The organism is Telluria sp. AIW5, assembly GCF_056680575.1.
The window spans coordinates 3536865-3549855 of sequence record NZ_CM155289.1 but is presented as its reverse complement, the minus strand read 5'-3'; the positions used below and the strand labels follow the sequence as shown (position 1 = coordinate 3549855).

The 12991-nt window shown below is 67.8% G+C and carries 15 protein-coding genes; 6 read left to right on the top strand and 9 right to left on the bottom strand.

The window, feature by feature from the left end; genetic code table 11:
- The first annotated feature begins 104 nt into the window (after positions 1-104).
- Both AC1MEM_RS15700 and AC1MEM_RS15695 read left to right on the top strand, forming a co-directional pair.
- Entirely contained in the window at positions 105-1064 is a 960-nt protein-coding gene (locus AC1MEM_RS15700; protein WP_499471958.1) for an MYG1 family protein, read from the top strand.
- Positions 1065-2174 carry a metallophosphoesterase gene (locus tag AC1MEM_RS15695; protein WP_499471957.1) on the top strand — a complete coding sequence of 370 codons (1110 nt, stop codon included), beginning with the start codon at positions 1065-1067 and terminating at the stop codon, positions 2172-2174.
- 4 nt (positions 2175-2178) lie between these two features.
- Here AC1MEM_RS15695 and AC1MEM_RS15690 read toward each other — a convergent pair whose 3' ends face one another.
- The 3 genes from AC1MEM_RS15690 to AC1MEM_RS15680 all read right to left on the bottom strand — a co-directional run bounded on the left by AC1MEM_RS15690 (position 2179) and on the right by AC1MEM_RS15680 (position 4202).
- A complete protein-coding gene (locus tag AC1MEM_RS15690; protein ID WP_499471955.1) occupies positions 2179-3111 on the bottom strand; it encodes a polysaccharide deacetylase family protein in 933 nt (310 codons plus the stop codon).
- Between the two features lie 100 nt (positions 3112-3211).
- Complete coding sequence (locus AC1MEM_RS15685; RefSeq protein WP_499471953.1) at positions 3212-3553, bottom strand: hypothetical protein; 342 nt, start codon at positions 3551-3553, stop codon at positions 3212-3214.
- Between the two features lie 136 nt (positions 3554-3689).
- Entirely contained in the window at positions 3690-4202 is a 513-nt protein-coding gene (locus AC1MEM_RS15680; protein ID WP_499471951.1) for a hypothetical protein, read from the bottom strand.
- 195 nt (positions 4203-4397) lie between these two features.
- On the opposite strand from AC1MEM_RS15680, the gene xth reads away from it, so the two are divergent.
- Positions 4398-5216: an exodeoxyribonuclease III gene (gene xth, locus AC1MEM_RS15675; protein WP_499471949.1), complete on the top strand. Its 819-nt coding sequence runs from the start codon at positions 4398-4400 to the stop codon at positions 5214-5216.
- Positions 5217-5309: 93 nt separating this feature from the next.
- Here xth and AC1MEM_RS15670 read toward each other — a convergent pair whose 3' ends face one another.
- The 6 genes from AC1MEM_RS15670 to AC1MEM_RS15645 all read right to left on the bottom strand — a co-directional run bounded on the left by AC1MEM_RS15670 (position 5310) and on the right by AC1MEM_RS15645 (position 10776).
- On the bottom strand, positions 5310-6038 hold the full coding sequence (locus tag AC1MEM_RS15670; RefSeq protein ID WP_499471947.1) for an amino acid ABC transporter ATP-binding protein: 729 nt from the start codon (positions 6036-6038) through the stop codon (positions 5310-5312).
- The gene (locus AC1MEM_RS15665; protein ID WP_499471945.1) at positions 6035-6751 is read right to left on the bottom strand and encodes an amino acid ABC transporter permease; all 717 of its coding nucleotides are present in this window, start codon (positions 6749-6751) and stop codon (positions 6035-6037) included. The genes AC1MEM_RS15670 and AC1MEM_RS15665 overlap by 4 nt, the downstream gene beginning before the upstream one ends.
- 7 nt (positions 6752-6758) lie before the next feature.
- Entirely contained in the window at positions 6759-7451 is a 693-nt protein-coding gene (locus tag AC1MEM_RS15660) for an amino acid ABC transporter permease (protein ID WP_499471944.1), read from the bottom strand.
- Between the two features lie 10 nt (positions 7452-7461).
- The gene (locus AC1MEM_RS15655) at positions 7462-8304 is read right to left on the bottom strand and encodes an ABC transporter substrate-binding protein (RefSeq protein ID WP_499471942.1); all 843 of its coding nucleotides are present in this window, start codon (positions 8302-8304) and stop codon (positions 7462-7464) included.
- Positions 8305-8455: 151 nt separating this feature from the next.
- Positions 8456-9367, bottom strand: a complete 912-nt coding sequence (locus AC1MEM_RS15650) for a hypothetical protein (RefSeq protein ID WP_499471940.1) — start codon at positions 9365-9367, stop codon at positions 8456-8458.
- 95 nt (positions 9368-9462) lie between these two features.
- Complete coding sequence (locus AC1MEM_RS15645; RefSeq protein WP_499471938.1) at positions 9463-10776, bottom strand: S8 family serine peptidase; 1314 nt, start codon at positions 10774-10776, stop codon at positions 9463-9465.
- 104 nt (positions 10777-10880) lie between these two features.
- Between AC1MEM_RS15645 and AC1MEM_RS15640 the strand changes: the two genes are divergently transcribed.
- The 3 genes from AC1MEM_RS15640 to AC1MEM_RS15630 all read left to right on the top strand — a co-directional run bounded on the left by AC1MEM_RS15640 (position 10881) and on the right by AC1MEM_RS15630 (position 12647).
- Positions 10881-11366 carry an RNA polymerase sigma factor gene (locus AC1MEM_RS15640; RefSeq protein WP_499471936.1) on the top strand — a complete coding sequence of 162 codons (486 nt, stop codon included), beginning with the start codon at positions 10881-10883 and terminating at the stop codon, positions 11364-11366.
- Entirely contained in the window at positions 11363-12115 is a 753-nt protein-coding gene (locus tag AC1MEM_RS15635) for an anti-sigma factor family protein (protein WP_499471934.1), read from the top strand. Before AC1MEM_RS15640 ends, AC1MEM_RS15635 begins: the two co-directional genes overlap by 4 nt.
- A gap of 145 nt (positions 12116-12260) precedes the next feature.
- Positions 12261-12647 carry a cupin domain-containing protein gene (locus AC1MEM_RS15630; RefSeq protein WP_499471932.1) on the top strand — a complete coding sequence of 129 codons (387 nt, stop codon included), beginning with the start codon at positions 12261-12263 and terminating at the stop codon, positions 12645-12647.
- The last annotated feature ends 344 nt before the right edge of the window (positions 12648-12991 follow it).

The window sequence follows — 12991 nt, the reverse complement described above, 5'->3', positions numbered from 1 at the left end:
GCAGGCGCACGCCGATCGGCCTGAACCGGTATCATCTGGCCTCAGGGCTTGTGCGCGCAGACGCGCCGCAGCCGTATTGACCGGATTTCAGGATGGGAGCAGGTATGGTAGTGGTAACGCATAGCGGCAAGTTTCACGCGGACGACGCATGGGCGGTGGCCGTCCTCTTCATCCTGTACCCGGATAGCCAACTGGTGCGCACGCGCGACACCGCCACGATCGAGGCAGCCGATTTCGCGATTGACGTCGGGGGCATCCACGACCCGGCCACGGGCCGCTTCGACCATCACCAGAAGGGCTTCGACACCGCGCGCCCGAGCGGCGTGCCCTATGCCAGCGCGGGCCTCGTGTGGCGCGAATACGGCGCGCGCTGCGTCGCCGCCCTGGCCCTCGAACACACGGGCAAGGCGCTGTCGCCGGACGCCTGCCAGCAAATGGCCTGGGCGATCGACGCCGACATCGTGCAATACCTCGACCTGTCGGACGTGGGCGCGGCCAAGAACGCGCCAGGCGGCTATGGCCTGTCGGCCGTGGTCTCGGGCTTCAATCCGAACTGGATGGACGAGCAGCGCCTGGGCTATGGCGAAGCGGCCGACGCCTACCGCCTGAGCCAGTTCCGCAAGGCGATGGCCATGCTGACCGACATCATGATCAACTCCGTCAAGTACCGGGTCGGCGCCCTGCTGGCGCTGGAACAGGTGCGCGGCGCCGAGGCGCTCGAGGGCGGCAAGGTCCTGCTCCTGAATAACGGCGCGCTGCCCTGGACGACCGTGGTGCGCAAGGAGATGCCGAAAGTCCTGTTCGTCATCAGCCACAGCATCGCCGAGCAGCGCTACATGATCCATGCGGTGCCGCTCAATGCCGAGAGCTTCGATGCGCGCGCCGACCTGCCCGAAGCCTGGGCCGGCCTGCGCGACGCGGATCTCGCGGCCGTGACGGGCGTGCCCGATGCGACCTTCTGCCACAACGGCCGCTTCATCGCGGCGGCCAAGTCGTATGAGGGCATCCGCGCGCTGGCGCGGCTCGCGCTGCAGGATGTGGCGCAAGGGGCGGTCGCCGGGTAAATGTTTTCGGTCGTCCTGAACCTCGTCGGCACCCTCCTCCACTTCTACGTCGCGCACCGCCTGTTCCGTATCGATGCGATTCGTGGGCGGGTACCGGCCAAAGCCTGGTGGCTGGGCGCGGTGCTGGCCTGGATCGTCTACCTGGCAGGCGTTCACCTGGGCGGCGACGCGCTCGACTGGCGCTGGTGGCCGGAGCAGTTCGCGTTGAACTGGCTCGGCCTGATGCTGATGATGACCATGTGCCTGCTGGTGGCGGACCTCGCGACCGGCTTCGGCCTGTGGTGGCGCGCGCGGGTGTCACGCCTGCTGGTCATCGGCGCGGTCGCTGGCGTGCTGCTGGGCGCCTTCGCGGCGTGGCAGGCGCTGCGCGCACCGGTCGTCGTCGAATATGAAGCCGCGATGAAGAAGCTGCCCGCGGCGCTGGACGGCACGGTGCTGGTGATGGTCACCGACCTGCACCTGGGGCCCCAGCGCGGCGCGGACTGGATGGCAAAGCGCGTGGCGCAGATCAATGCTCTGCAACCCGCGGCGGTCGTGATGGTGGGCGACCAGGTCGACAACAAGCCGCTCGCCGACCCGCGCCTGGCGGCCGTGCTGCGCGGTTTGAAGGCGCCACGCGGCGTCTGGGCCGTGACCGGCAACCACGAGTTTTACGGGGATGCCGAGACGACGGTTGCGCAATTCGCGGCCGGCGGCGTGCGCTGGCTGCGCGACGAGCGGGTCGAGTTGGCGCCCGGCCTGGTGCTGGCCGGGGTCGAGGACGTTGGCAGCAGGATGCGCGGCGGCGGCGATATCACCGGCGGCCTGGCGCGCGTGCTGCCCGTATCGGCGGACGAGGCAACGATCCTGCTGGCGCACATTCCGGCGAAGCCACTGATCGACATGGCCGCGGCGCGCGGCGTCGGCCTGATGCTGTCGGGGCACACGCACGGCGGCCAGATCTGGCCGTTCAGCTATCTGGTGCAGCGGCGCTTTCCGCAGCTGGTCGGGCAGCACGCGATCAGGGGGATGGAACTGGTGATCAGCCGCGGCGCCGGCAGCTGGGGGCCGCGCATGCGCCTGTGGCAACCGGGCGGAATTGTCCGGATCACGCTGCGGGCGAGATCCTGACGCGCTACCAACCCTGGCGTCCCAGGGCCTCGATCTCGAAGTCGCCATCGTCCACCAGCCGCTCCCAGCCTTCGAACTTGCCGAGGCCCAGCGAGCGCGCCATCGACAGCAGCAGGCTCTGGCCGGGCGCGGCGCGCTCGGGCTGCAGCCGGTAGACCGGGTCGGCAAAGGCGGCGGCCGGTGTCGTGAAACGCCAGCCCATGCTGCGGAACTGGCTCAGCACGTCGTCCAGCCATAGCGCGTTGATCAGGTTATGGTGCAGCAGCAGGACCTGCGGAATGTCGCGACCCTGCAGCTTCTGCGACAAGGAACGGTAAGCTTCTGCGCGCTGGCGGATGTGGGACAGGTAGGCGGCCTTGATCGGCGCAAGGTCGGCATCCGGATTCTTGCCCAGCACCTCGACCAGCTTGTCGTTCAGGCGCCAGTCGCTGGTGTCGAGCGTGACATAGGCGTTGCGGTAGCCCTGGGCCTGCAGGAAGCTGCGCATGCCGTCGCGTTTTTCCGGCGTATTCCCTTCGCGCAGGAAGGTGTAGCGGAACCATTTCTGGTACCCGGGCAGGGCTGCGATGATGCGGTCGCAGTCGAGGACCTGCTGCTGGTAGGCAGCGAGCGTCATGCCCGGCGCGTGCAGGTCCGGATGCGACATCGTGTGGTTGCCGATGGCGTGGCCGGCCTCGCCCCAGGCGCGCGCCAGCGCCAGGCCTTGAGGTTTGATGGCGCCGTTGTTGGCGGTAACGAACAGGGCCGCGCTTACCTTGTGCTTCGCGAGCGCGGCCAGCAGCGCGGCATTGCGTTCGGCCGGACCCAGGCGCGGCGTACTGGCCAGCGAGGGGCCGTCGTCGAACGTGACGGCGACCGTCTGGGCAAAGGCTGCAGGTGCGCCCAGCAGCGTGCCAAGCCAGAAAAGACGGGCGGCGAACAAATGGACAATGGACATGCTACTTCCTCGATGACGTGACGGGACCCGGTTTCGATACCGGTGCCCCGCAGTGTAATCGATCAGCCCGCTTGAGACGGGTTGCCGCCGCGGAGGTGGTTCAGCGCTTCTGCTGCCCCTTGTCCTCCGGCTTGTCGTCCTGGGCGCCTGGCGTACCCGAATGACGATTGCCCTGGGCACCGCCGCCCTGCTTGCCCATGCCTTCCAGGCCAGTGTCGACCCGTCCGTCGCCGATCGAAAAACCCTTGTCGCCTTCCGGAGCGGAACCGTCGTCGAGCAGGTCGTCGGTGCGCCCGGCCGATTGCGCGTTGCCCTCGCCCGAGAGCTTGCCTTTGTTGCCGGTCCCGCCCGCGCCCATGCTGCCGGCGCTGCTGCTGCCGCCTTTCGTGACCTGGTCCCAGGAACGGCCCTTCGCGTCCTTCTTGTCGTCGTAGGTCGACATGCTGTCCTCCTCTTTCATGGTATCCGGAGATCACAGGATGCCAGTGCGCGCCAGAACTCAGCGCACGGGAGCCATCCACGGGACCAAAAAAAAAGCGGCGCCATCGACGGCGCCGCTTCGTGTCGGCCGCAGCCGATTATTTTGCCAGGTACAGCGCGCGGCCCGACAGCTTGATGTTGCCGGCGCCCGTGATCATGTCTTCGCCGCCCGTCAGCAGGCCGCCGCCGGTGGCCTTGGCGAACTTGCCGGTGCCGCCGGTGATCTGGAAGCTCGCGTTCGAAAAGACGTATTTGGCGCCTTCGCCGGTCGGCACCATCTGGCCGCTGTAGTTGGCGAAGATCTGGTCGCCCGAGGTCGTCATGACGATGAATTTGCCGTTGCTGAAGTTGAACAGCGGTGCGACGGGCGTGATGCAGTCGGTTGCGATGAACACGACCTTGCCGCCCATCATTACGCTGTTGCCGTGGCCGCTGATGGTGCCGCCGAATTTCGACAGGCAGCGGTCCGCGGGGCCCACGGCCTCGACCAGCGTGCCTTCGACATCCAGCGTTTCCATTTTCCATTGCGCTGCCGAAGCGGAAGCGGCCGCGGCCAGCAGAAGGGTGACGGCGGCTGGACGGGCGATGGCGCGCAGGATGGAAGTGAACATGTGTGTCTCCGGAGGTAAGTAAGATTTAATAATGATATCTAGATTACAAAAAACACCGCGCACGCTCAGCAGTTTCTGTCGTTAGCAAGATACATATATTTTCAGCAACATAATTTTTGCTAATAAGTTCAGGCTGCCGTGCGCCGGTTACGGCCCGGCTGGGTTACAACACCAACTCATCACTTCGGAGAAAACATGCGCGTCGCCACCTTCAACATCAACGGCATCGGCAGCCGGCTGCCGGCCCTGCTCGAATGGCTCGAGGAAACAAAGCCGGATGTGGCGTGCTTGCAAGAATTGAAGTCGCCGCAGGAGCGCTTCCCGCTGGCCGAAATCAAGGCCGCCGGCTACGGCGCGATCTGGCAGGGGCAGAAAAGCTGGAATGGTGTCGCCATCCTCGCGCGCGGGATCGACCCGGTCGAAGTCACGCGCGGCTTGCCGGGTGACGACAGCGACGAGCAGAGCCGCTACCTGGAAGCCGTGATCGGCGACCTGGTCGTCGCCTGCCTCTACCTGCCAAACGGGAATCCGGCGCCGGGCCCGAAATTCGACTACAAACTCGCCTGGTTCGAGCGCCTTATCGCGCGCGCGCAGCAGCTGCTGGAGACGGGCGCGCCGGTCGTGATTGCCGGCGACTACAACGTGATGCCGACCGAGCTCGACGTCTACAAGCCCGAGCGCTGGCTGACCGACGCCCTGTTCCGGCCCGAGTCGCGCGACGCCTTCCATCGCCTCATGGCCCAGGGCTGGACGGATTCGCTGCGCACCATGCATCCGGGCGAAGTGATCTACACTTTTTACGATTACTTCCGGAATGCCTACGGCCGCAACGCGGGCCTGCGCATCGACCACCTGCTGCTCAGCCCAGCCCTGGCGCCGGCCCTGCGCGCAGCCGGGACCGACCACGCGATCCGCGGTCGGGAAAAGCCGAGCGACCACGTGCCGACCTGGATCGAACTGGACATGAACGCGCTCGCCCCGAAAAAGGGCGCGAAAAAACCCGGGAGCGCCTGAGAGGTCCCCAGGGCAAGGCGCAGCGTCGAAGACAGTACGCCAGTACGGCGAGACGCTGCAACGCCGCCATGGGGGCCTCTCAGGCGCTCCCGATCAGCGCTCGCTGCGGTCGGCCAGAAACTGTTGCGCGCGGGGGTGCGTCGGTTTCGTGAAGAAGTCCTGCGGGCTTCCCTCTTCGAGGATGCGGCCCTCGCTCATGAACCAGACGCGGTCGGCCACGTCGCGCGCAAAACCCATTTCGTGGGTCACGCAGACCATGGTCATGCCCTGCCCGGCCAGCTTGCGCATTACCTGCAGCACTTCGCCGACCATCTCCGGGTCGAGTGCGCTGGTCGGCTCGTCGAACAGCATGACCGGCGGGCGCATCGCCAATGCGCGCGCGATCGCCACCCGCTGCTGCTGGCCGCCGGACAGTTCGTGCGGATAGGCGTCCGCCTTGTGCGCGAGGCCCACGCCGTCGAGCAGCTCGAGCCCGTAGGCACGCGCTTGCGCTTTCGTTGCGCGCTTCAGGTTCACCGGCGCCAGCATGCAGTTCTCCAGCGCGGTGAGGTGCGGGAACAAATTAAAGTGCTGGAACACGAAGCCGATCCCGGCACGCAGCGCGTTCACGTCATGGCCGCGCGCGTGGATGTCGCGCCCATCGATGGCGATCGTGCCGCCGTCGATTTCCTCGAGCCGGTTCAGGGTGCGGATCAGGGTCGACTTGCCGGAGCCCGAGGGGCCGCAAATGACCACGACTTCGTTTTGTTCGACGCGCTGCGTCACGTCGGCCAGCGCGTGATACTGGCCGTACCACTTGTTGACCTGGTCGAGGACGATCATGGTGTCACCTTTGATGCAGGAGGGGTTGCCGATGCGGGCCGCCGGTTCAGGCGGCGTTCGAGCAGGAAGGCCAGGCGCGACAGGCCGAAGCACAACATAAAATAGGTCAGTGCCAGCACGATGTAGACCTCGACCGCCTTGGTGAACACCAGGGTGTTGACCTGGGTGGCGATGAAGGAGACTTCGGACAGGCCGATGATGTAGCCGAGCGAGGTGGCCTTGATGGTGGCCACCAGCTGGCTCACGAGCGAGGGCGACACGTGGCGCAGCGCCTGCGGCAGGATCACCAGGCGCAGCGCCTGGCCGTAGGAGAGTCCCAGCGAGCGCGCGCCTTCGAGCTGGCCTTTCGGCAGCGAGCGGATGCCCGCGGCGACGATTTCGGCGAGATACACGGCGTCGAACAGGACGAGCGTCATCAGCATGGTCGTGGCCTGCCCCGTCTTCACGCCGGTCACGGCCGGCAGGAAAAAATAGGCCCAGAACACGACCAGCAGCAGCGGCACGGCGCGCACCAGCTGTACCAGCACGGCGGTCGGCCAGCGCACGGCGCGCCAGGGGCTCACGCGCGCCACGCCCAGCAACAGGCCGAGCGGCATCGCCAGCGCCAGCGCCGCGGCGGACAAGAGGACGGTCAGCGTAAGGCCGCCGAGCGGCCCGTTCGGGTATTGGCCGACGAGGAAGTACAGCCAGTAATCGTGAACAAGTTCCAGCATCCCGGCCTCAGGTCCGCACCGGGAAGCGGCGCGCGTACAGCTGCGCGGCCAGCGAAATCGCCAGCGACACCGTCAGGTAGGCCAGCGTCGCAAACGTAAACGCCTCCACGCTGCGGAAGGTCGCCGTCTCGACGCGCGCGGCCTGGTACATCATCTCGGCCGCGCCGATGACGGTGGCGACGCTGGTGTCCTTCCACAGGTTGACCGTCTGCGACAGCAGCGGCGGCACGGCGATGCGGATCGCCTGCGGCAGTAGTACCAGGCGCAGGCTGGCGATGCGCCCGAGTCCCAGCGAACGGGCCGCCTCCATCTGCGACGCGGGCACCGCGCGCATCCCGCTGCGGATATCCTCGGCCATGTGCACGGCGGCGTACAGCGAGAGCGCGATGGTGGCGCAGATGAATTCGGGATTGCTGTCATAGAGCGCCATTTTCACCGGCTCCGGCAGCAGCTCGGGGAAGGCGAAGTACCAGAACAGCAGATGCGCCAGCAGCGGCACGTTGCGGATGCCTTCGACCACGGTCGCACCGATACCGCGCAGGACGCGGCTGGTGGAGGTGCGCATCAGCGCGATCGCCACGCCCAGCGGCAAGGCGATGATGAAGCTGGCGGCGAGGAGCTGCAGCGAGAGAATAAAACCCTGCACCAGCCAGTCGTGGTACTCGCCGGACCGGAGCAGGCTTGCATCGAAAAACGTCAACTTGTAAGACTCAGAGCTTGTCGGTGTGGATCGTGAAAGCGCGCTTGGCGATGTTCGGGCGCGTGCCCGGGCCATACCACTTGTTGAACAGTGCGTTGGCCGCGCCGCTCGTCTCCAGCTCGCGCAAGGTGGCGTCGACCACGCCCTTCAGGCCCTTCTCGCCCTTGCGCAGGCCAAGCGCGATCGATTCGACGCCGATGCTGTTTGGGAGGATCGTGAAGTTCTTCGCGGCCGGGCCCAGCTTGCCGTAATCGGCCAGCAGCGAGGATTCGTCGTTGACATAGGCGATGCCTTTGCCCTGCTGCAGGGCCTGGAAGGCTTGCTGGGTGTTTTCGAAGGTGACGATGGTGGCGGTCGGTACGGCGGCGTGGATATTCGTTTCCTGGGTGCCGCCGCGGACGGTGACGACCTTCTTGCCTGCCAGTTGCGGCAGCGCGGTGACGCCGCTCGCGGCGCGCACCATGACTTTCGAGCCGGTCACGAAGTGGGTCAGCGCGAAATCGACCTGCGATTCGCGCTCCTTGTTGTGGGTGAGCGTGGCGGCCAGCACATCGACGTGGCCCTGCTGCAGCTCGGGAATGCGCGCGGCGACCGACAGTTGCCTGAACACGGGTTTCACGCCGATCTTGTTGGCGACGGCTTTCGCCAGGTCGATTTCATAGCCGACCAGTTCGCGCGTTTTCGGGTCGATGAAGCTGTTCGGCTCGTCGGTGCCGAGCACACCGAAGACGATCTCGCCCTTTTTCTTGATGTCGGCCAGCTGGTCGGCATGGGCGCTCGCCGCGGCGAACTGGGCGGAAAGCGCGATCGCGCAACTCAGAAGGGTACGGCGCAGGGTACGGCGAGTGGCCATGAGATCTCCAACGGCTGAATAAACGAACCGTGAAGTATACGCTATATGAATGAGGGGGCGAAGGACTGAATTCCCATAAGAACATGGCTTTATGGCATAAAGGCGCAGCGCCGGGTGGTGGCGCTGCGCCTTTTCAAGCTGTTGCAAGCGCTTAGTTAGCGCCGCCGGCCTTGCCGCTGGCGCTGCCGCTGCCCTCGGCCGAGGCCGAGCCGCTCACCGAAGCCGATGCCGGTAGCTGGGCCGACCTGGCCTTGCCCGCCAGGCCGCGCGCACCGCCGACGGCAGCGCCGCCTGCGCCCTGGGCCGCGCCGCGTGCATTCGCGGCGGTGCCGGCCGCATAGTCGCGCGTGCTCGCTACCTGGCTGCGCACGGCGCCTGCCACCGGCGAGGCCGCGGAACGCGCGCTGCCGGCGGCGCTGCCGGCCAGCTCGCGTGCACTGCCGAGGGTCCCTGCCGGCGCGATGGCGGCGGATGCGCCGGCGCCGCCCTGCCCTGCTGCGCTGCCGTTCGCGCTCCCCGCGGCCGGGCTGGCCGGCGCGGCCGCGCTGGTGTCACCCGCCGCCGTACCCGCACCGGAACCGTTCGCCGCCGCGCCGCCGGTCAAGCCTGCCGTGCCGCGCCCGAGGCTGCCGGCCAGGCCTGCGTCGCCCCTGCCGCTACCGCTGCCGCTGTCCGTGGCACTGCCGGCGCCGCGCCCGCCGGCCAGGCCGGAACCCAGGCCGCCGGTCAGGCCGCCCGTGCCGCCGGCGCCGGCGTCCGCGCTGCGCCCGGATTGCGCCAGGTTGCCCACGAGGCCGCCGTTGCCGCTGCCCGAGGCCGCAGGCGCGGGGCGGTTCGGCACGGCGCGTTCGACCGGGGCCGGACGCTCGACGCGGCGCATCTCCGGCATCGGCGCCATGCCGCGCATGCCGCCGCCGAAGCCGCCGCCTCCGCCTCCGCCGAGCATGCCGCCGACGGCGCCGCCGAGGTGGCCGCCTCCGCCGAGCAATTGCGCCTGCGCCGATGCGGCGGCGGACAGGGCGAAGACGATGGCGAGCTGGCGAACGATGTTTTTGGTTTGCATGGTGGTTTCTCCTGTTAGAGGCGCTCGATTGCGCGCCGTTATCAGGAAAACGAGCGGACCCGGCCGTTTATTCCATCCATCCGAAAATATTTTTTTTATCGAAAGCGCGACGGATCGATGCGCAGCGACGCACCGACGACGCCGTGTCCGGTCGCATTGCTGACGGAATCGCTTTCGCGCACCGCCTGCGCAGCCAGCAGCGCCAGGGCGCGCGCCGCGGCGGCGCGGTCCGGCTGCGGCAGTGTCTTCGACAACAAAGCAGCCACGATCGGCGCGGCGAACGAAGTGCCGCGCACCTGGCGATACGGCGGCGCGCCCGGTGCGGCGCTGACCATCTGGCTGCCCGGCGCGGCAAACATGACTTGCGGGCCGCGTCCCGCTTCCGGCAGCGGCCGGCCCTCGCGATCGACACCGGTCACGCCGACGACGCCCGGGTAGCCAGCCGGATACAGGGGCGGCGCCGCCGGTCCGTCGTTGCCGACTGCCGCCACCAGCAAGTGCCCGCGCGCGATCATCGCCGCCACGACACGCTCGAGGGTCGCGTTCGGCGGGCCGACCAGGCTGATGTTGACGACGCCGACCCGCGAGCGCGCCATCCAGCCGAGCGCGCCCGCGATCTTGTCCGCGGAACCGCCGGTCGGGCTGTCGCAATAGATGTCGGCCGCGAACAGCCGGGTGCCGGGCGAGCCGCCGCTGAAGCGACCGGCGCGTCCGATCATCAGGGCCGCGACCGCCGTGCCGTGCGGCGCGGGGAAAGACTTGCCGCCGCAGCCGAAGGATTCGATGGCTGCATCCTCGAAGACGGGATGCGCCAGGTCGACGCCGCTGTCGACCAGGCCGACCGCGCCCTTTCCCGTCCCGGCGGCCCGCCCGGCTTCGCCCGCGCCGCCCTCGAGCGGCAACGCGCCACTGCCCGTATACAAATGATTGAAGTCGTAGGAACCGCCGGGGTCGAGTTCGCGCAGGCGCACCAACGCTTCCTGCGTGCCCAGGTTGGCGGGGACACGCAGCACCACGAGCGATTCGCCGAGCTCCGCGAAGCCTTCCTCGCGCACGATCTCGAAACCGAGGCCGGCGGCGGCGCGCAAGGCGGCGGGGCTGGGCGAATTGGCGAGGAGTTCGCGCCGCACGATCGGCTCGCCGCGCGGATCGGCCTCGACCAGCGTCGGGTGGCGCTGCAGCAGCGTTGCAACGGCGTTCAGCCGCAACGCACGCAGGTCGCCCGGCACGGTCCGCTCGAGGAGGCGCTCGCCCGGCCGCATGAGGCTGTCCAGCCCACCATGTCCGAGGGCTTGCGGCAGGTTCAGGGCCGGCAGGCGCAGTTGCGCCTGGGCGCCGCCGGCCCAGCACAGCAGCAGGGCGCAGGCCAGGCGGCCGAGGCGTTTCGCAGGAGTTTGACGAGCTGTCATGGTCGCGATCATAAAGGATGGGGACGGTGTTCATGAAAAACGATTGGCGGATGGAATAAAATCCATGCCGCCAACGTTTTATTCATGTGAACCCAGCCAACCCCATGCTTGCCAACGAACTAGCCGCCCTGCTCCCCCGGATGCGCCGCTTTGCGCGCTCCATCACCTTCCATCGGGAAGATGCCGACGACCTGGTGCAGGTCGCGATGGAGCGCGCGCTCGGCCGCAGCGAGCAATATACCGAGGGCACGCGGCTCGACAGCTGGTTGTTTCGCATCATCCGCAATGCCTGGATCGACGAGGTGCGCAGCCGGATCCGGCGTGACGACATGTTCGCGCCCGAGGAAGAAGGCGAGCACGTCGGACACGACGGCACCGAAGCCCAGCAGCAGCGGATGGCCGTGCAAAAGGCGATGAGCCTGCTGTCGGAAGAACACCGGATCGTCGTCGCGCTGGTGCTGGTCGACGGCCTGCCCTACAAGGAAGCCGCCGAGGTGCTGGAGATTCCGATGGGCACCCTTACCAGCCGCCTGGCGCGTGCTCGCGATGCATTACAGAAACTGTTGTCCGACGAAAGAGCCGTAACATGAAATTCTCCGAAGAAATCCTGATGGCCTATGCCGACGGCGAGCTGGACGAGCCGCAGCGCAGCGCGGTCGAGGCCGCCGTGCGCGCCGATCCGGCGCTGGCCGCCATTGTCGAGGGCCACCGCGCCCTGCGCGCAGACGTCTTCGCCGCCTTTGCCGGCGTACTCGACGAGCCCGTACCGCCGCAGTTGCACGCGGCCGCCGCACCCAAGGTACTGTCGCTCGACGCCGCGCGCAGCGCACGCGCCCGCGCCACCGTCGCTGCGCCCGGACCCACGGTGGCCCCGCGCAGCGCCTGGCCGCGATGGGGTGCGCTGGCCGCCACCCTGGTCGTCGGCGTGCTGGCCGGCAGCCTGTGGTTCGACGGCACCGACGCCAACAGCGGCTTCGTCAGCGCCGACGCCGGCGGGCGCCTGGTGGCGCGCGGCCAGCTAGCGGGCGCGCTGTCGCGCCAGCTCGCGAGCGACCCGGCGCCGAACAGCCCGGTACGCGTCGGCCTCAGTTTTGCCACCCGCGACGGCGGCTATTGCCGCAGTTTCAGCGTCGGCGCCAGCGCCGGCCTGGCCTGCCGCGACGGCGAAGCCTGGCGCATCCCGGTGCTGAGCGAAGCGGCCGCCGCAGGCGGCGACTACCGGCAAGCGGCCAGCACGACGCCGGCAGCCGTGCTCGACGCCATCGACGCGCGCATCGCGGGCCAGACCATGGATGGCGCCGCCGAGCGCGCGGCACGCGAGCGCGGCTGGAAGCGCTGAGCCCCACGCCCACGGCGCCGCGCGGCCCGTCCGGCGCCATCGTTCCGCGCTGGCGGAGCCCTGCGGCGGCGTGCGCGCACCTGCTATACAATCAAGGCTCCCTGGCGCCCATTGCGCGTGGCGCCAACCCTTGATCGGAGAAAACATGTCGGGCTACAGCATCAATATCGAAGAGAAAACGCTTGCGGGCAACAACTTCCGCGAAGTCCTGTACACCACCAAGCGCAGCCAGCTGGTGATCATGACCTTGCAGGCGGGCGAAGAAATCGGCATGGAACACCACGAGGGACACGACCAGTTCATCCGCGTCGAAGCGGGCGAAGGCGTCGCCATCCTCGACGGCGAAGAACACAGGCTGGAAGACGGCGTCGCCGTCGTGATCCCGGCCGGCACCGAGCACAACGTCATCAACACCTCGACAACCGAACCGATGCGCCTTTACACGCTGTACACCCCGCCCGAGCATCCCGACGGCATCGTGCACGCCAACAAGGCGGAAGCGGACGAGTACGAGAAGCAGCACGGGCATTGAGCTCGTGGGGCGAATGCCGGTCACTCAGGCATTCGTAGGGTGGGCATGCCCACGCGGAATTTCGCTTCGTGTTGGCGCCGCGGATATCGCACATGGCGCATCGTGGCTACGCGTGTCAAACGATCATTGTTGAGGCTGCGGAGCGGCCCATCCACGTGCATGCGCTTGGTCCACGCACCTAACGCGTGGGCATGCCCACCCTACGATCGATCCCCGATCACGCCTTGACCGGCACCGGGCGGCCCCGCATTCGTAGGGTGGGCATGCCCACGCGGAATTTCGCTTCGTGTTGGCGCCGCGCATAGCGCACATGGCGCATCGTGGCAGCGCGTCAAACGATCATT

Excerpts from the sequence above, each read along its gene's own strand:
- AC1MEM_RS15690 (WP_499471955.1), bottom strand. The coding sequence starts at position 3,111 with ATGTCCATTGTCCATTTGTTCGCCGCCCGTCTTTTCTGGCTTGGCACG.
- AC1MEM_RS15645 (WP_499471938.1), bottom strand. The coding sequence starts at position 10,776 with ATGACAGCTCGTCAAACTCCTGCGAAACGCCTCGGCCGCCTGGCCTGC.
- AC1MEM_RS15630 (WP_499471932.1), top strand. The coding sequence starts at position 12,261 with ATGTCGGGCTACAGCATCAATATCGAAGAGAAAACGCTTGCGGGCAAC.
- AC1MEM_RS15695 (WP_499471957.1), top strand. The coding sequence starts at position 1,065 with ATGTTTTCGGTCGTCCTGAACCTCGTCGGCACCCTCCTCCACTTCTAC.
- AC1MEM_RS15685 (WP_499471953.1), bottom strand. The coding sequence starts at position 3,553 with ATGTCGACCTACGACGACAAGAAGGACGCGAAGGGCCGTTCCTGGGAC.
- AC1MEM_RS15655 (WP_499471942.1), bottom strand. The coding sequence starts at position 8,304 with ATGGCCACTCGCCGTACCCTGCGCCGTACCCTTCTGAGTTGCGCGATC.
- AC1MEM_RS15680 (WP_499471951.1), bottom strand. The coding sequence starts at position 4,202 with ATGTTCACTTCCATCCTGCGCGCCATCGCCCGTCCAGCCGCCGTCACC.
- AC1MEM_RS15700 (WP_499471958.1), top strand. The coding sequence starts at position 105 with ATGGTAGTGGTAACGCATAGCGGCAAGTTTCACGCGGACGACGCATGG.
- AC1MEM_RS15670 (WP_499471947.1), bottom strand. The coding sequence starts at position 6,038 with ATGATCGTCCTCGACCAGGTCAACAAGTGGTACGGCCAGTATCACGCG.
- AC1MEM_RS15640 (WP_499471936.1), top strand. The coding sequence starts at position 10,881 with ATGCTTGCCAACGAACTAGCCGCCCTGCTCCCCCGGATGCGCCGCTTT.
- AC1MEM_RS15635 (WP_499471934.1), top strand. The coding sequence starts at position 11,363 with ATGAAATTCTCCGAAGAAATCCTGATGGCCTATGCCGACGGCGAGCTG.
- AC1MEM_RS15665 (WP_499471945.1), bottom strand. The coding sequence starts at position 6,751 with ATGCTGGAACTTGTTCACGATTACTGGCTGTACTTCCTCGTCGGCCAA.
- xth (WP_499471949.1), top strand. The coding sequence starts at position 4,398 with ATGCGCGTCGCCACCTTCAACATCAACGGCATCGGCAGCCGGCTGCCG.
- AC1MEM_RS15650 (WP_499471940.1), bottom strand. The coding sequence starts at position 9,367 with ATGCAAACCAAAAACATCGTTCGCCAGCTCGCCATCGTCTTCGCCCTG.